Raw genomic sequence first — 16,835 nt, 5'->3', positions numbered from 1 at the left:
TGAAGAAGCGGAACGGGTAGCGCTTAGCACGGGGCGGTTTGCCGCGGCGGATAGGCTTCGGGCGAATAGACGAAGTCGTCGGCGTCGCGCACGCTCGCGCGCGCGCCGAGCCAGCTGCTCCAGCCCAGTTGCTGGCCGCGGCCCAGCGTGTTGCCGGTGACCTGGCCGGCGGCCATGACCAGCCGCACGTCCCACCTCCATTCGAAGCCAAGGTAATGGCGCACCCACTGCACTAATTGCCATGCGCGGCGCGTGCCTGGCAGCAGGTCCAGGTACTGCTCGCGCGCGAGCGGCCCGAGCCTCAACTCGAACTTCGACTGCACACCGCGCACGGCCATGCCGAGCATCGCGCCGCCGCCGAGCGTGCGCGTGGTGCGTCGTGCGCCCAGCCGGAGGCGCTGCTCCGGTTCGATCGTCATCCAGTGCGGAACAAGCTCGACGATCTCCACCGGCACGCCGAGATGCATGCGCAGAATCTGCTGCAGGCCTTCCGGATTGCGCGTCTGTCGGACCAGATGTCCGGCCATGAAGTAGCGCGCATGCGCGGCAAGCTCGTCGCGCTGAAGTTGCGACGGCTGGCCGCAATGAATCAGGCTTGCGACATAAGCGTCGAAGCGTGCGCCTTGCCCGCGGTCAAGACTGACGGTCGGCTGAGCGTCGGCCCACGCGCGGTAGAACAACAGAATCAACCGATGATGGAACAGGTCGGCGAACGCCGTTAGCGCGGGATCGTCGTGATTGCGCGCGCGGTCGCGGGCATATTCGGTCAGATGCAACGGCAATGGACCGTTTGGACCGAACAGGCCGAAGCTATAAATCGACACGCGCGGCGGGGCGCTTTCAGGTCCTTCAGGTGCCGGGTTAGCCGAGGCCAAGGTCGCGGGGGCGAAGGCCAGCGAGGGCTCCTGACCGATCCGCAGTGGTTCGTCGCCAGGATGGATTGCGCGCCCCATGCGCACAGGCATGCCGGCGCGGGCGTCGAGCCAACGTAACAGCGTGTAGAGGTCGTAGGCGTGCGGCGCAGCGGCGACCTGCTGCCAGAAGCTTTGCAGCGATGGGATGGCAGAGGTGTTCATGCTGTCGGGCGGCATCCGATCCGCGGTTGCCATCGGTTGATGTGTCCGCGCTGCAGCGTCGCGACTGCGAGTTCGCTGAAGCTGTTCAATGACACGTGTCGAGCGAAGAACTGTTCCAGCACCGCGCCGAACAGATAGGTGCTGGCGCCCGCGAACGCCAGTTCGTCGAGCAGCAGTGACACGCAGACGCCGCGGGCGAACATGAGTGGGCCTGGCTGCGGCAACTGGTTATAGACGGCATCGATCTGCACGCTGCGAATGCCGTGGATCTGCGGCGTAATATCGACCTGTGCCGCACCGGCATAGAGTTCGAGCAACTCACGCAGCGCTTGCGCGCCTTGGCCTCCGTCCAGATCGGTGAGGGTCAGATAGTTGAGACTCAGGTGGCTGATCAGCCGCCAGGTCAGCGCGTTATCGGCAAGCGCCGGGCGCGGCGGTGTCGGTCCGCGCAGCACCTTGATGGCCGTGACTGGCGCCGAAATGCGCAAGCTGAAATCGCTGCTGCCCTCGAGCGGTATCAATGCAGCGAGATCGCGGTTGGTGCAGAGCGCCTCCACGGCGAGATTGCGCAGGTCGTCGGAAAACGGAGCCTCGTGCTGGTCGACCAGCGACAGGAACACTTCGCCGCCGCTATAGCCATTCGGCAAGCCGCTGCGCCGGTTTGCGGCACTGGCGAGGCGCGGTTCGCGGCGCACCGAGAAGTAGCGGCCGTGGCTCTCGGGGTCATCCGCGACCATGCCGTAGAACGGCCGAAACCGGCAACGCCTGCCGTCAGGCTGCAAGTGGCCCGTGACCTTCTCGATGCTATGGACCTCGTAGTCGAGCGGGCGCGTGCGGTCCACCACCACGTGATGCTCGTGGTGTCGCGTGGAGACCGCGACGCGATCCGCCTGTTTGGGAAACAGATTGATAGCCGGCGTGCAGAAGAGCGCAAGACTACGGCTATCGACCGAACGTTCGAGGTCGGGCACCGTCTGGTCGAGCAGGATGGTCAGCGAGAACGCATTGCCCTCGATCGTTTGCAGCGCACGCCGCAGATTGCCGATACTGAAAAACAGAAAACGCGCCGGAAAGGCGAAATACTCATGCAGCAGCCGGTGACCATGGAACGAGCGCGTGCTGTGGGGCAGAAGTGCCTGTGCGGCGTCGAATCCCTCATGGCGGATTGCCTCGTGATCGAGCAACGAGCAGCTGTGTTCGGGGTTCGACACGGAATGGCACACCACGCCGACGCTACGTGCGAGCACCAGTTCCAGCAGTTGCAGCGCCTGGCTCTCGGCGCCGCTCAGGAAAAACGTCAGCTTGTCGAGCGGCAGGTTCTTCAGGCTCGCGGCCCCGCAGACTTCTATCCGCACACGCAACGCGCCGCGCACCGTGACGTCTGGACTGAGAAGGGACAGCGGCAGATCACCGGGCTCGCCGCCCAACTTGACGTCGGCGACGCGTAGTGGCCAGAGCGTGACCGCGTGCGCGGTGCGAAATTCGCACGCTGTCTGCTCACCCTGCGCCAGGTGGGCGCGCAGTGGTGTGCCTGCCGCGAGCGTATAGCCTTCATGCAAGCTGCCTTCGCGCAGGTTCGGCTGTACGGCGGCGATTGTCATGGAGGGGAGAGGAGCCAGGTAGTTCGGGTAGACGACGTCCAGCAGCCGCTGTGAGAAGCGTGGGAACTCGGCGTCCATCTTCAGTTGAATACGGGCGGTCAGAAAGCTGAAGCCCTCGAGAAGCCGCTCCACATACGGATCGTTCACCTCGGTGCCGTGCATGCCGAGGTGGCCGGCCGTCTTCGGGAAAGTCTTGGCGAACTCGGCGCCAAGCTCGCGTAGATAGACGAGCTCGCGGTTGTAGTAGTCGAGCAGGCGCGGGTCCATCACCCGTTCCCCTGCGAGCGCAGCGCGATATGACCGCTTTCGAGGTCGATTTCGGAACGCAGAAGGAGGGTCTGCGGCGCCAGGCTCGAGCACAGTTGCCCGTGGATCTCGAGCGACAGCGTACTCCGCTGGGGCTCTGCGGAAGACCCGGCGATGCAGCGTACTTCAACGCTTTCTGCAAGAATGCGTGGCTCGAATTGGACAATCGCCTCGCGAATCGCGCTTTCGAGGCTGACCCAGTCCAGCGCCGACACTCGCGCACCGGCCAACGCGCCCAAACCGAAGTTGACGACCGAGCGCCTCACGTGCGGATAGGCGGCAAGGTCGTCCGTGGCTTCGAGGTTGGTGCTGTTCAGGAGCCAGTTCAGGTCGCGCAAAAGCGATTCGCGCAAGCGCGCACGCGGCGACGCGAATCCGCTGTCGGCACCTGCCGCTATTGGCGAATGTTCGCCGCTCAGGCGGTCGAGCAAGCACGGGGAGGCTTCCAATCGGGAGTCGCGCGGTGTTGCCGCCGGGTCTCGTTGTAGGCGCAAGGAATGTGGCTTATTCACTGGGTTCTCGTCGGCTTCAGTCGGTGCAGGCAACGTTGTCCACTTGACCGCACCGCCCACTCAGGATGAAATGTTGCTTAAACTTCCCGGTTTTCCTTGATGTCCCACGCGAGCACGCTTTCGCCTCCGCGGGTGCCCTGGTCGGTCTGCTCCCAGTATTGCTTCCTCACCTTGGCGGCCTGGAACGCATAGGTCACGTTGACCGCTTCGGAGCCTTTTGCCGCACCCTGCTGGACCGACGTCACAAGGACCTCGGACAGCGTGATGCGCAGATACTCGATTTGCGAACCGCCTGCTTTGCACACGGAAATCTCGACCTTCGGCAAGTGCTTGCCATTGGCGCAAAATTTGAGCACTGCGGGCGCCGCCTTGTCGATGAAGGTTTCGACCAGCAGATCGTTGAAGCTGACCTTGCCGATGCCGCCGCCACTGCCCGTTGCCATGCTGCCGGGCTGGGCTGCCCCCCATGAATAAGACTGGATGTCGGTCCATCCCTTGTGATTGGCGTCTTTGGATTCGCCCGTCACCCCGTCTACCCGCATGTACATATCCACTGACATTTTTCAGCCTCCTTGTGAATGAATCGAACTCGATGGTTAAGGCCGGTGCGCAGGCATGTCGCCGTCTTTCAGCGCCGGCAGTTTTGAAACCAGTCTCAGTGAGACGGTTAGTCCCTCTAATTGATAGTGCGGACGCAAAAAGAATTTCGCGCCGTAATAGCCGGGATTGTCTTCAATGTCTTCCACGACGACGTGCGCGGCCGCCAGCGGTTTTCGCGCCTTGGTATCCTGGGACGAGTTGACCGGATCGCCGTCGACATAAGTCATGATCCAGTTGTTCAGCCACGATTCCATTTCGCCGCGTTCCTTGAACGAACCGACTTTGTCGCGCACGATGCACTTGAGGTAATGCGCGAAGCGGCAGCACGCAAACAGATAAGGCAGGCGGGCGGCGAGTTTCGCGTTGTCGGTGGCCGTTGAATCGTGGTATTGCGCCGGCCGCTGCAGCGATTGCGCACCGATAAAGGCGGCGAAGTCGGAGTTCTTCCGGTGCACGAACGGCATGAAGCCGTTCTTTGCCAGTTCGGCTTCGCGTCGGTCACTGATGGCAATTTCGGTTGGGCACTTCATGTCGACGCCGCCGTCGTCGGTCGGAAACGCGTGGGTGGGCAGATCCTGCACGGCGCCACCCGACTCCACGCCGCGAATCGAGGTGCACCAGCCGTAGTGCTTGAACGACCGGTTGATATTCGTTGCCATGGCATAGGCCGAATTGATCCACGCGTAGCGCCGGTGGTTGGCGCCGTCCGTGTCTTCCTCGAAATTGAAGGCATCGACCGGATTGGCGCGGGCGCTATACGGCAGACGCGCAAGAAAGCGCGGCATGGTCAGCCCGAGATAGCGGGAATCGTCCGACTCGCGGAGATGGCGCCATGCGGCGTACTCACTGTTCTGGAAGATTTTGGTCAGGTCGCGCGGGTTCGACAGTTCCTGCCACGATTCCATTTGCATGACCGCCGGCGACGCGCCGGTGATAAACGGGCAGTGTGCGGCAGCGGCGATCTTCGCTATTTCGCCGAGCGTTTCGACGTCAGGCGGACTATGGTCGAAATAGTAGTCGCCCACCAGACAGCCTAGCGGCTCGCCGCCGAACTGGCCGTATTCTTCTTCATAGACTTTCTTGAAGATTGGACTTTGATCCCACGCGACGCCTTTGTAGCGCTTGAGCACGCGCCTCAGTTCCGTCTTCGTGACCGGCATGCAGCGGATCTTCAGCAGTTCGTCGGTCTCGGTGTTGTTCACCAGATAGTGCAGTCCGCGCCATGATGATTCGAGCTGCTGGAAAGCCTCGTCGTGAATGATGGTGTTGATCTGCTGGGACAGCTTGCGATCGATCTCGGCAATGATGGCCTGGATTGTCTGGTAAGCGTCGTTCGAGATAACCACCGCGTTTTCCAATGCCTGCAGGGCAAGCGTTCTGACGGCCCCGTCGATCGCTGTCTGCGTTTGTTCGGTGCGCGGATTGAACTGCTTCATCAGTACAGCTGAAAAAGTATCTGCCGAAAAGGCCGTGGTGGACGATTGCTGCTCGATGGATTCTGCGTAGTTCATAAGGATTCCCGGAACGTACCTGGATGAATGCGTTCGTGCCTGTGCGACTACTGCTTGTCGGCCGTTTCGTTGCCGGCGGCTTCCGGCCCGACGGGACCGGACGGAGCGGCGAGCGTCTTGAGCAGGGCCGGATTCCTGAGCGCCTGGGTGATCAGTTCTTCCGCGCCGCTCTTGCCATCCATATAGGAAAGCAGGTTCGACAATTGCGAGCGCGCTTGCAACAGTTGATCGAGTGCCGGTACCTGCCTCGCGATTGTGGCTGGCGAGAAATCCTCCATGCTCCGGAAGGTCAGATCGACTGCCAGCATGCCTTCCCCGGAGATGTCGTTTGGCACGCGAAGCGCGACGCGCGGCTGGATCGACTTGAGCCGGTCGTCGAAGTTATCGATATCGATTTCCATGAATTTGCGCGCTTCGAGGTCCGGCAGAAGCGTGGTGGATTGACCTGCCAGGTCGGCGACGACGCCCATGACGAACGGGATTTCGACTTTGCGCTCGCTGCCGTAGAGCTCGACGTCATACTCGATCTGGACGCGAGGTGCGCGATTACGGGCAATGAACTTCTGTCCAGTTGCGTTTGCTGGGGTTGCTTTCGATCCGTTCGAAATGGCCATTTCAAGCTCCACTGTTTTCACTGGCTGTGATTTGCGCTGCGTGGGCGCCGCTCAATTGACCGCAACACCTGATAGCCGCTCCGGCTGGCCTGTCAGAACATCAAGTTGCGGCAACGCGGCCGGCGCCAACTCGCGCACGATTTCATAAAAAGTCATATGCATCAGACGCTGAGCCCGTCGCAACAGGAGGGGGACCGGATGGCCGGGTTCCGCTCGCTCCAGATACACGCACGCGTTTTCCAGTGCGGCGATGACATCTTCACGCGTTCGTATCGACATCGATCCGGCAGCCGCTGTGTGAACGTTGCCGGCATGTGGGCGCTCGGTGGGCGTGGCGCTCGCCGGCACTGGCAGCGGCGATTCGGCACACCACGAGGACGAGGCAATGTCGGATGGTTCGCCGATCGCCTGATAGACAACACGCAACGGACCCTCTACCGCGATTGGGTCGGGTACCCAGGAGGAATCGAGGTGTGCGGAGATCTGCCGCTGGATGCGTTCGATCGCGTACAGCAGTTGTTGAATCACCATGGATTCCTCGCGCGCGCCTTTGAGCGTGGCCCGCAACTCCGTTTGCAGGGTGACGTCCGACGCAGGAAATCCGCACACGGTTGCCGATTGTTTCCGTTCGAGAATGGCAGCGGCGTCGCGCAGGGAGAGTTGACCGAACCGCCAGAGCAGCAGCGGGGCGCCGCGTGCACTGCGGCCAAGTGCCTGCTGGTCAGTCAGCGCCGCGATTGCGTTGAGCCGCGGCAACGGATCGAATTCGCCCGCTGTTTCAAGTTGGGGGTGGACATGCTCCCAGTATTGATCGAGGACATAGGCGGCGAGCGACAGGCCTCGGGCATATCCGGCAAGGCCGGTCATCTTCGTCCAGGCAAGCGTCAATAACGCGATGACGCGCAAATCCACGGTGCGGCTGAGCAATGCAACGGCCAATGTCTCCACATGCGGCCAATCCGGCGCGACAGCTGGAATCGGGGCTTCGCCAAATTGCTGCTCGCGACTGCCGGTTGCAACCTGCTGCAACGTGGTGAACGCTGCGTCATATTCCAGGTCGGCACCACACGGCTGTTCAAGACTGATGGGTCCGATTTGATTGCTCAGTACGGTATTCATCTCTGTTTGCTTGGGTCTGGATACTGACTAATTTGGGGGGGCGCGTATTTGGAATTAATCTGATTGATAAATTGGTTATTGGGAATTGTTAAGATGATTTCTCAATTAATCGCAATTTTCCGCGTCTCTTTTAAGAACGGATTGGAATCTTCTTAAAACCCGCTGGGCCGCTTGGGGACGTTTCCCCGCCGAGCGGCGCGGCCAGGCTCAGCTGGCAGGCGACGCATAGGGGTAGCGATGGCAAAAGGTCAATTTAATCAGGATGCGGAAATGGTGTGTGCGATTAAATGTATTGGGGCTGATGTTATTGCGGCTTTGCCAATATGGCAAGCTAATTTTTATTATTTCATAAGGAGGATTTTATGAATTTATTAGGATAGGCAAAAGTTAGCTTGGCGTAGATATTAAGCGCGTGATTCGTCGTCCGGTATTGATGGCTATTTGAGGCTGCGATAAATATGGGACGACAAGGGAATTGGCGCAGCAGTCTGTCCGGTTCGATCGGAATGGTTCGGACTGTAGACGACCCCAGCCGATAGGGGTATGGCCGGGCAGGCCATATGATGTCGGGCGCTTTACTTGAGTAAATGTCGCAAGGTGGGGGTGGGGCCGACGCTGCGTGGCTCGCTTCTGCATCAAGCAACTGATCCTTGCCCGCGAGAGGAGGCATCCCGTTGAGGGTGGGGCGGTGCAAAAAATGCGACCCAAAACAAAAAACCGCCAAGCAAGCTGGGCGGTTTTTCGAGCCTTGAACTAACAGGGCAAATCTGGTCGGGGTGAGAGGATTCGAACCTCCGGCCTCTACGTCCCGAACGTAGCGCTCTACCAGGCTAAGCTACACCCCGATTTGGTACTGGACTCCTACGGTGTTTCAGTCTCGTTCAAGACTGTCTTGCCGTCGAGTAAGAACATAATTCTAGCAGGCTATCTTTGAAAATGGAATCAGGAAATGAAGAAATTGCTGCAGCTGCGGCCAGCGCTTCCTGCTTCGCGCACTCAAGCGTGTGATCCAGTGCCCCGGAGCGCGTGATCGCTTCGAAAATGGTGTCGAAACGGTCCGTGCCGCCTTGCTCGATGGCTTCCCGCGCGAGCGCCGACTGCTCGGGCGTGCCGCGTTCGATCAGATAAATCAGCGGGAGCGTGGGTTTGCCTTCGCGCAGATCGTCACCAGCGTTTTTGCCCATCGATTCAGCTGTGCCCGTGTAGTCGAGCCAGTCGTCCATGATCTGGAACGCGGTGCCGATGCGGCGGCCGAATTCCGCGGCAGCGGCTTCCGTCTTCGCGTCCGACCCGGCCAGCACCGCGCCGAGTTGCGCGGCAGCCTCGAACAGCTTGGCGGTTTTGTAGCGGATCACCTGCATGTAGCGCGCTTCGTCCACGTCGGCGTCGTGCATGTTCAGCAACTGCAGGACTTCGCCCTCGGAGATGATGTTGGTCGCCTCCGACAGGATTTCCATCACGCGCATCTTGCCCACGCCGACCATCATCTGGAACGAGCGCGAATACAGGAAGTCGCCGACCAGAACGCTCGCGGCGTTGCCGAACAGCGCGTTGGCGGTCTGGCGGCCGCGCCGCAGATCGGACTCGTCGACCACGTCGTCGTGCAGCAGCGTGGCCGTGTGGATGAATTCCACCACCGCGGCCAATTCGTGCCGATGCCCGGTGGTCTCGCCCAGCGCGCCCGCCATCAGCAGCAGCAGCGCGGGCCGCAGCCGCTTGCCCCCGGCGCTGATGATGTACTCGGATATCTGATTGATCAGCATCACGTCAGACGCCAGACGGTGCCGGATGACGCGATTGACCTGCTGCATGTCTTCGGCGATCGGAGCGAGCAGGCTGGCGGCGTTGGAGGAGGGGGTGGCAGTCGACGACATGATGGCTGAATTGGGTAGTGCCGCGAATTATAAGGCGAATCGCGACAGTTCCGGGTCGCAGGCTGCGGCACGGCGCGACAGAGGCAGCGGCTGGGCCGCGTACCGGGGCTGGACGGCAAGGCGCCGGGCGGTGCGCGCGGCGCCTCTCAATGAGTTTTGACCGAGCAGCTAACTCTATGTATAATCACGGGTTTCCGCGCGCGGTGCGTGGGAAAAATGAACACAGAGTGAGGTTCTCAATGTACGCGGTCATAAAAACCGGTGGCAAGCAGTATAAAGTTGCCGTCGGCGAAAAACTTAAAGTAGAACAGATACCGGCAGACATTGACGCTGAAATCACGCTCGACCAGGTTCTCGCAGTGGGCGAAGGCGAATCGATTAAGTTCGGTACGCCGCTGGTCAGTGGGGCTTCCGTCAAGGCTACCGTCGTGTCGCAAGGTCGTCACGCAAAAGTGACCATCTTCAAGATGCGTCGCCGGAAGCACTACCAGAAGCATGGCGGCCACCGCCAGAACTATACCGAACTGCGCATCGACGCGATCAACGCGTAAGCGCAACGGTTAAGGAGCAAATCAAATGGCACACAAAAAGGCAGGCGGATCATCCCGCAACGGCCGCGACTCTGAATCGAAGCGTCTCGGCGTCAAGGTTTACGGCGGTCAGGCCATCAACGCTGGCGGCATCATCGTGCGTCAACGTGGCACGCGCATGCACCCGGGCGAAAACGTCGGTATCGGCAAGGATCACACCTTGTTCGCGCTGACGGACGGCCACGTCAATTTCTCGACGAAGGGCGCAGCGAAGAAGCACATGGTCAACGTCGTCCCGGCAGCAGTCTGAGTTTAATCAGGCACGGGCTTCAGGACCGGAAAAAGGCCCCGCGAAGTTCGCGGGGCTTTTTTTATTGCAGCGTTTTTTGTCCGAAGAATTGGCGGATTGCATGGCCATATCGGCGCGGTTAGCCGATCGGCTGATTGCTCACCGCACGGCGAGCGCGGCAAAATAGCGGCATCTGAAAGCATCAACCCAGCAGCACCATCTAGCAGCACACCACGGGACGGAGTTACGCATGAAGTTCATTGACGAAGCGAGGATTGAAGTCATCGCCGGCGACGGAGGGGATGGCAGCGCGTCGATGCGCCGCGAGAAATTCGTTCCGTTCGGCGGCCCGGATGGCGGCGACGGCGGCCGGGGCGGCAGCGTGATCGCGGTCGCAGACCGCAACATCAACACGCTGATCGACTACCGCTACGCGAAAAAACATTTGGCGCGCAACGGCGAAAACGGCCGCGGCGCGGACTGCTACGGCAAGGGCGGCGACGACATCACGCTGCGCATGCCGGTCGGCACGACCATTACCGATATGGAAACCGGCGAGCTGATCGCCGACTTGACCGAGCACAACCAGAGCGTGCAGATCGCGCAAGGCGGCGCGGGCGGTCTCGGCAACCTGCATTTCAAATCCAGTACGAACCGCGCGCCGCGTCAGAAAACCGACGGCAAGCCCGGCGAGCGCCGCATGGTGCGCCTCGAATTGAAGGTGCTGGCCGACGTCGGTCTGCTCGGCATGCCGAACGCCGGCAAGTCGACCTTCATCGCGTCGGTGTCGAACGCGCGGCCGAAGATCGCGGATTATCCGTTCACAACGCTCGCGCCGAATCTCGGCGTGGTGCGTGTCGGGCCGAGCCGCAGCTTCGTAATTGCCGACATTCCTGGTTTGATCGAAGGCGCGGCGGAAGGCGCCGGTCTCGGCCACCAGTTCCTGCGTCACCTGCAGCGTACCGGCCTGCTGCTGCATATCGTCGACCTCGCGCCGTTCGACGATGCAGTCGATCCGGTCGCGGAAGCCAAGGCGATTGTCAACGAGCTGCGCAAGTACGACGAGCTGCTCTATGAGAAGCCGCGCTGGCTGGTGCTCAACAAGCTCGACATGGTGCCCGAAGACGAGCGCGAAGCACGCGTGTCGGCATTCCTCGAAGGCTTCGGCTGGGACGGCCCGGTATTCGAAATCTCGGCGTTGACAGGCCAGGGTTGCGAGAGTCTTTGCTACGCGGTGTATGACCACATCGCCGCGCATTCGGACGCGCAGCGCGCGGCCGAAGCCGAAGATCTCGCCGCTGACGTGCGCTTCCGCGAGAAACCGGAAGCGCCGGCCGCCGCTGCGGACGACGCCGGCGTCGACCCGCAGTAATAACAAGCCTGAGCGCCGGCGCCCGCGAGGGCCGCCGGCATGCATCACGCGTCATCTTGGGAGACCGCGCACAATGCGTTCCGTCATCGCAGATTCACGGCGATTGGTAGTGAAAGTCGGCTCGAGCCTCGTCACGAATGACGGGCGCGGCCTCGATCATGCTGCAATCGGCCGCTGGGCCGCTCAGATTGCCGCACTGCGCGCGCAAGGCAAGGAAGTGGTGCTGGTCAGTTCGGGCGCCATTGCCGAAGGGATGCAGCGGCTCGGCTGGACCAAACGGCCACGCGAAATCGACGAATTGCAGGCGGCCGCGGCTGTCGGTCAAATGGGCCTCGCGCAGGTCTACGAAAGCCGCTTTGCCGAACATTCGATCCAGACCGCGCAAATTCTGCTGACCCACGCCGATCTGGCCGACCGCGAACGCTATCTGAACGCTCGTTCCACGTTGCTGACGCTGCTGCGTCTGGGCGTTGTGCCGATCATCAACGAGAACGACACGGTCGTCACCGACGAAATCAAGTTCGGCGACAACGACACGCTAGGCGCATTGGTCGCGAATCTGATCGAAGGCGATGCGCTCGTTATCCTCACCGATCAGCAAGGGCTTTTTACCGCCGACCCGCGCAAGGATCCGAATGCAACGCTCGTCCAGCAGGCCGATGCCGGTGCACCGGAGCTCGAAGCGATGGCGGGCGGCGCGGGTTCGAGCCTGGGCCGCGGCGGCATGTTGACCAAGATTCTTGCGGCCAAACGCGCGGCGCACAGCGGCGCCAATACGGTGATCGCGAGCGGGCGCGAAGCGGACGTGCTGTCACGGCTGGCCTCGGGTGAGGCGATCGGCACGCAGCTGATCGCGCGCACTGCACGCATGGCGGCGCGCAAGCAATGGATGGCCGATCATCTGCAGGTGCGCGGCCATGTGGTGATCGACGACGGCGCGGTTGAAAAACTGACCGAGGGCGGCAAGAGCCTGCTGCCGATTGGTGTCGTCGGTGTGCAGGGCGCGTTTGCGCGCGGCGAAGTGATCGCTTGCCTGAGCGCGACAGGGCGTGAAGTCGCGCGCGGTCTGACTAACTACAGCAGTGCGGAAACCAAGCTGATCCAGCGGCGTCCGAGCGGCGACATTGAATCGGTGCTCGGCTATATGCTGGAGCCCGAGGTGATCCATCGCGACAATCTTGTGCTGGTCTGACTCCCGGGCAAGGTTCGCACGACAGAAAAAAGCCGTTCCGGCATGTGAGCTGGAACGGCTTTTTCACGTTCGCGGCGGCTTCCACTTTCGAAGAAGTCCGCTCGCGAAAACTGCCTTAGTGAACCAGCGACGTCTGCGTGCGCTTGTAGCGGATGTTCTCGACAATCTGCTTGGCGTTGCCCGTGGGCATCTTGTTCGCACACAGGTAATCCTGATACAGCGCTGCCTGATAGGCGTTCAGCGCGCCATTTTCAATGCGCCTGAAGTCGTTGGCGACGGTCTGGTCCCAGCCGTCATGATCGGCGTTCAGCCCCGCGTACTGGCGCCATTCATACGTATCGCAGCGAATCCCTTCGTAGTTCACGTTGCGTGCGCCGCTTGGGCTCGTTACGACGACGGTGTAGCGCACCACGCCATCGGTGCCGACGGTAAGCGAATTTCTATCGATCGCGAACTGCAGCGGTGTGTTGCCGGAAACATCGAAAGGCAGCAGATTCGAGTCCTGCGGCAGGGGCGGCAACGTATCCACCTTGTTTTCAACCCAGTTGCTCGGCCGGTCCAGCAGGTAGGCAAACGTGCTGTCGTCTTTATTTGAGGGTTTGCTGGCGCAACCAGCCAGCAGGGCGCCAGTGGCGACACACGCCACGACGAGAGCAAGTGCTTTCAATATGGTTTCCTCGAAAGACTGGCGCGGCTCGTCGAGCCGCGCCAGCGGAGGCGGCGTGGACAGCCGCACAGAGTTGTTAATTGCGTACGCCAGGGCGGAACAGCGAGCCTGCGGCGGTTTCGCGCTCCGATTCGTCTTCGTGTTCCGACGCGGAGCCAACTTCGGCTACCGACCCGGAGCCCGGACCGCAATCAGACGCGATCGTCGTGTGAATCGACGTTTCGATGCTGAGAGTGCTCACCGAGGCGGTGACCCTCATCATCGTCGAATCCGGCGGACTTTCCATTGACGACGCTATCCGTGGATAACGCGGCCCATGGTGCCCACCAGGTTTTTCCGCACGCGGCGCAGCCCGGCGCATGAAACGGGATAGCTCCGTCAGCGCCAACTGATACACATCCCGCTTGAACTCGATCACACAGTCGAGCGGCACCCAATACTCGTTCCAGCGCCACGCATCAAACTCAGGGTGGTCGGTGGCGCGCAAGCATATGTCGCAATCGCGTCCAACCATCCGGAGCAAAAACCAGATTTGTTTCTGGCCGCGGTAATGACCGCGTACTTCGCGCTTTATGAACTTGTCAGGCACCTCATAACGCAACCAGTCGCGCGTGCGACCGATCACCTTGACGTGCTCAGGAAGCAGCCCGGTTTCTTCGTGTAACTCCCGATACATCGCTTGCACAGGGGTCTCTCCGTACTTGATGCCCCCTTGCGGAAACTGCCAGGAATGTTCACGGAGCCGTTTGCCCCAAAACACCTCGTTGTGCGCGTTCAAGAGGATGATGCCGACGTTCGGGCGAAAGCCTTCACGATCCAGCATACAACCACCTTCGAATCCTTTAAAATTGCTTTGATTATAAACAGATAACGGACCCGACGCACCGATTCGCACCAGATTGGAACGATTCGCCGCAAAAGGCCCGCGTTTGCGGTAGCCTGTCAGTCTTTCCGTGCCTTATCCCCTGCTGCAAAGGCTTTGCGCGGCGGCTTCAGCGCCGCGGTCGGGCCGGCTTTGCCGGGGTTTTGCCTGGTATGCGCAGTCGTCTGCCGGGGCTGAGCCGGGTCTTGGCCAGACTTTTGGCCGGGTGCTCGGCGAGTCCGTGCCGGCATCAAGCCGGGTCTGTGTCGATTTCCCCACCGTTTTCACCTTTCGGGCGGTCCCTCCGGAGCCGCCGCTTTTGGAAAATCTGAATGAAAGCTTCCCGTTTCTTTATCGGCACGCTGAAAGAAGCGCCCGCCGACGCCGAGATCGTCAGCCACAAGCTCATGGTGCGCGCCGGCATGATTCGCCGCGTCGCCGGTGGCATCTATAACTACCTGCCGGTCGGCCTGCGTTCGATCCGCAAGGTGGAAGCCATCGTGCGCGAAGAAATGAACCGGGCGGGCGCGATCGAATTGTTGATGCCGGCAGTGCAGCCGGCTGAACTGTGGCAGGAGTCGGGCCGTTGGGAAAAATACGGTCCTGAACTGCTGCGCTTCAAGGATCGCAAGCAATCCGATTTCGTGATCGGACCGACCCATGAAGAAGTGGTCACGGATATCGCGCGCGGCCAGATCAAGAGCTATCGCCAGTTGCCGGTGAATTTCTATCAGATCCAGACGAAGTTCCGCGACGAGATCCGTCCGCGTTTCGGCGTGATGCGTGGCCGCGAGTTCATCATGAAAGACGCGTACTCGTTCGACAAAGACGCGGAAGGCCTGCGCGAGTCGTATCGCAAGATGTACGACGCGTACGTGCGCATCTTCACGCGCCTCGGCCTGGATTTCCGCGCCGTGGCAGCGGACAACGGCTCGATCGGCGGCAGCGGCTCGCATGAATTCCACGTGATCGCCGATACCGGCGAAGACGCGATCGCGTATTGCCCGACCTCGGAGTTCGCCGCGAACGTTGAAGCGGCCGAAGCGTTGCCGCTGTACGCGGAGCGTGCGGCGCCGACCGAAGAGATGAAGAAGACCGCAACACCGGGCAAGGCGAAGTGCGAAGCCGTGGCTGAGCTGCTGAACATTCCGCTCGAGCGCACGATCAAGTCGATCGTTCTCGCCACGGAAAACGAAGGCGCCGAACCCACCATCTGGTTGCTGATGCTGCGCGGTGATCACGATCTGAACGAGATCAAGGCAAGCAAGCTGCCGGGCCTCGCCGACTTCCGCATGGCCACCGAAGCCGAAATCATCGAGACCTTCGGCACGCCGCCGGGCTACCTCGGCCCGCTCAACACGAAGAAGCCGGTCAAGGTCGTGGCGGATCGCACGGTCGCGAACATGAGCGACTTCGTCGTCGGCACGAACGAGGTGGACTATCACACCACCGGCGTGAACTGGGGCCGCGATCTGCCGGAACCGGTCGTCGCTGATATTCGCAACGTGAAGAAGGGCGACCCGTCGCCGGACGGCAAGGGCGTGCTCGACATCTGCCGCGGTATCGAAGTCGGCCACGTGTTCCAGCTCGGCACGAAGTACTCGGAAGCGATGAACGCCACGTGCCTCGACGAAACCGGCAAGCCGCGCCCGATGGAAATGGGCTGCTACGGTATTGGCGTCACGCGTATTCTGGGCGCGGCGATCGAACAGAATTTCGACGACAAGGGCATCGTCTGGCCGGAGTCGATCGCGCCGTTCGAGGTCGTGCTGTGCCCGATGGGTTATGACCGAAGCGAAGCCGTGCGCGAGCAGGCCGACAAGCTGTACGCGGAGTTGGTCGAAGCGGGCGTCGACGTGATCCTCGACGATCGCGGCGAGCGTCCCGGTGTGATGTTTGCCGACTGGGAGCTGATCGGCGTGCCGCATCGTCTGGTGATCGGCGATCGTGGTCTTAAGGACGGCAAGCTCGAGTATCAAGGCCGCCGCGACGCAGAAGCGACGCTGCTGCCGGTCGAAGACGCCGCCCAAACGGTGATCGGCAAAGTTCGCGCCGCGTTGGCGGGCTAAGCGGAGCGGACGGTGGAGTACACCTTCGTATCTGCGACCGTCCTGCTGATTCTGATCACCGATCCGCTCGGCAATATTCCGCTCTTCATCAGTTGTCTGCGCGGGGTGGCGCCGAAGCGGCGCACGATCGTCATCCTTCGTGAGGTGGCGATCGCCTTCGCGATCCTGCTGGTGTTCATGGTGGTCGGTGACAGCTTCCTGCGCATGATGAGTCTGACCGACCAGTCATTGCGCATCGGCGGTGGAATCGTGCTGTTTCTGATTGCGCTCAGGATGGTGTTTCCGCATCCGGACGGTGCGTTTGGCGGCGACACGCGTGGTGGCGAGCCGCTCATCGTGCCGCTCGCCATTCCGGCGCTGGCGGGCCCGTCGGCGCTCGCAACGGTGATGCTGCTGACGTCGCAGGCGCCGGGCAAGATGTTCGAGTGGATCGGTGCACTGACCGTCACGATGATCGTCTGCGCGATCGTGCTGATGCTCTCTGAGCGGATTCAGGCGTGGCTAGGCGAGCGCGCGATGATGGCTTTCGAACGGCTGATGGGGTTGGTGCTGGTGGCGATCTCGGTCGAGATGATGCTCGGCGGGATCCGCTCTTTTGTGCATCAACTTTGAGTGAGATCCGGCGCGGCTCCAAACCACCC

17 protein-coding genes and 1 tRNA gene are annotated in these 16,835 nt (G+C 61.3%); 7 read left to right on the top strand and 11 right to left on the bottom strand.

Annotation, left to right across the window (positions count from 1 at the left end; all coding sequences use genetic code 11):
• Positions 1-23: 23 nt before the first annotated feature.
• The 7 genes from tssG to tssA form a co-directional block, all read right to left on the bottom strand.
• A complete protein-coding gene (tssG, locus tag P3T22_RS15365) occupies positions 24-1,076 on the bottom strand; it encodes a type VI secretion system baseplate subunit TssG (protein WP_429325370.1) in 1,053 nt (350 codons plus the stop codon).
• On the bottom strand, positions 1,073-2,944 hold the full coding sequence (gene tssF, locus P3T22_RS15360; protein ID WP_063497398.1) for a type VI secretion system baseplate subunit TssF: 1,872 nt from the start codon (positions 2,942-2,944) through the stop codon (positions 1,073-1,075). Before tssF ends, tssG begins: the two co-directional genes overlap by 4 nt.
• Positions 2,944-3,495 (bottom strand): type VI secretion system baseplate subunit TssE, encoded by a 552-nt coding sequence (gene tssE, locus P3T22_RS15355; RefSeq protein WP_429325369.1) that lies wholly within the window; start codon positions 3,493-3,495, stop codon positions 2,944-2,946. The genes tssF and tssE overlap by 1 nt, the downstream gene beginning before the upstream one ends.
• A 77-nt stretch (positions 3,496-3,572) precedes the next feature.
• Positions 3,573-4,055, bottom strand: coding sequence for an Hcp family type VI secretion system effector (locus P3T22_RS15350; RefSeq protein WP_063497397.1), 483 nt, complete (start codon positions 4,053-4,055; stop codon positions 3,573-3,575).
• A gap of 36 nt (positions 4,056-4,091) precedes the next feature.
• Entirely contained in the window at positions 4,092-5,606 is a 1,515-nt protein-coding gene (tssC, locus tag P3T22_RS15345) for a type VI secretion system contractile sheath large subunit (protein WP_063497396.1), read from the bottom strand.
• A 47-nt stretch (positions 5,607-5,653) separates the two neighbouring features.
• Complete coding sequence (gene tssB / locus P3T22_RS15340) at positions 5,654-6,220, bottom strand: type VI secretion system contractile sheath small subunit (protein WP_063497395.1); 567 nt, start codon at positions 6,218-6,220, stop codon at positions 5,654-5,656.
• A gap of 51 nt (positions 6,221-6,271) precedes the next feature.
• Positions 6,272-7,339 carry a type VI secretion system protein TssA gene (gene tssA / locus P3T22_RS15335; protein ID WP_429325368.1) on the bottom strand — a complete coding sequence of 356 codons (1,068 nt, stop codon included), beginning with the start codon at positions 7,337-7,339 and terminating at the stop codon, positions 6,272-6,274.
• A 237-nt stretch (positions 7,340-7,576) separates the two neighbouring features.
• Between tssA and P3T22_RS15330 the strand changes: the two genes are divergently transcribed.
• A complete protein-coding gene (locus P3T22_RS15330; RefSeq protein WP_256390436.1) occupies positions 7,577-7,705 on the top strand; it encodes a hypothetical protein in 129 nt (42 codons plus the stop codon).
• 402 nt (positions 7,706-8,107) lie between these two features.
• Here P3T22_RS15330 and P3T22_RS15325 read toward each other — a convergent pair.
• Together P3T22_RS15325 and P3T22_RS15320 are read right to left on the bottom strand one after the other, a co-directional pair.
• Positions 8,108-8,184, bottom strand: a tRNA-Pro gene (locus P3T22_RS15325).
• A 36-nt stretch (positions 8,185-8,220) separates the two neighbouring features.
• The gene (locus P3T22_RS15320; protein WP_063497393.1) at positions 8,221-9,213 is read right to left on the bottom strand and encodes a polyprenyl synthetase family protein; all 993 of its coding nucleotides are present in this window, start codon (positions 9,211-9,213) and stop codon (positions 8,221-8,223) included.
• A gap of 239 nt (positions 9,214-9,452) precedes the next feature.
• Here P3T22_RS15320 and rplU point away from each other — a divergent pair, with 239 nt between their 5' ends.
• The 4 genes from rplU to proB all read left to right on the top strand — a co-directional run bounded on the left by rplU (position 9,453) and on the right by proB (position 12,596).
• Positions 9,453-9,764 carry a 50S ribosomal protein L21 gene (gene rplU / locus P3T22_RS15315; RefSeq protein WP_007180329.1) on the top strand — a complete coding sequence of 104 codons (312 nt, stop codon included), beginning with the start codon at positions 9,453-9,455 and terminating at the stop codon, positions 9,762-9,764.
• Positions 9,765-9,789: 25 nt separating this feature from the next.
• Positions 9,790-10,053: a 50S ribosomal protein L27 gene (gene rpmA / locus P3T22_RS15310; RefSeq protein ID WP_007180330.1), complete on the top strand. Its 264-nt coding sequence runs from the start codon at positions 9,790-9,792 to the stop codon at positions 10,051-10,053.
• Between the two features lie 229 nt (positions 10,054-10,282).
• Complete coding sequence (gene cgtA / locus P3T22_RS15305) at positions 10,283-11,404, top strand: Obg family GTPase CgtA (RefSeq protein WP_429325367.1); 1,122 nt, start codon at positions 10,283-10,285, stop codon at positions 11,402-11,404.
• Positions 11,405-11,477: 73 nt separating this feature from the next.
• Positions 11,478-12,596, top strand: coding sequence for a glutamate 5-kinase (gene proB / locus P3T22_RS15300; protein WP_063497391.1), 1,119 nt, complete (start codon positions 11,478-11,480; stop codon positions 12,594-12,596).
• 115 nt (positions 12,597-12,711) lie between these two features.
• On the opposite strand, the gene P3T22_RS15295 is transcribed toward proB, so the two are convergent.
• Together P3T22_RS15295 and P3T22_RS15290 are read right to left on the bottom strand one after the other, a co-directional pair.
• Positions 12,712-13,263, bottom strand: a complete 552-nt coding sequence (locus P3T22_RS15295) for a CNP1-like family protein (protein ID WP_429325366.1) — start codon at positions 13,261-13,263, stop codon at positions 12,712-12,714.
• A gap of 76 nt (positions 13,264-13,339) precedes the next feature.
• Positions 13,340-14,086 carry an RNA pyrophosphohydrolase gene (locus P3T22_RS15290; protein WP_063497390.1) on the bottom strand — a complete coding sequence of 249 codons (747 nt, stop codon included), beginning with the start codon at positions 14,084-14,086 and terminating at the stop codon, positions 13,340-13,342.
• A 371-nt stretch (positions 14,087-14,457) separates the two neighbouring features.
• On the opposite strand from P3T22_RS15290, the gene P3T22_RS15285 reads away from it, so the two are divergent.
• Both P3T22_RS15285 and P3T22_RS15280 read left to right on the top strand, forming a co-directional pair.
• Entirely contained in the window at positions 14,458-16,194 is a 1,737-nt protein-coding gene (locus tag P3T22_RS15285; protein WP_063497389.1) for a proline--tRNA ligase, read from the top strand.
• 12 nt (positions 16,195-16,206) lie between these two features.
• A complete protein-coding gene (locus P3T22_RS15280) occupies positions 16,207-16,806 on the top strand; it encodes a MarC family protein (protein ID WP_063497388.1) in 600 nt (199 codons plus the stop codon).
• The last annotated feature ends 29 nt before the right edge of the window (positions 16,807-16,835 follow it).

Source organism: Paraburkholderia sp. GAS348 (genome assembly GCF_050434205.1).
Classification (GTDB): Bacteria; Pseudomonadota; Gammaproteobacteria; order Burkholderiales; family Burkholderiaceae; genus Paraburkholderia.
The sequence above is the reverse complement of the archived record's forward strand: the minus strand, read 5'-3'. Positions and strand labels throughout refer to the sequence as shown.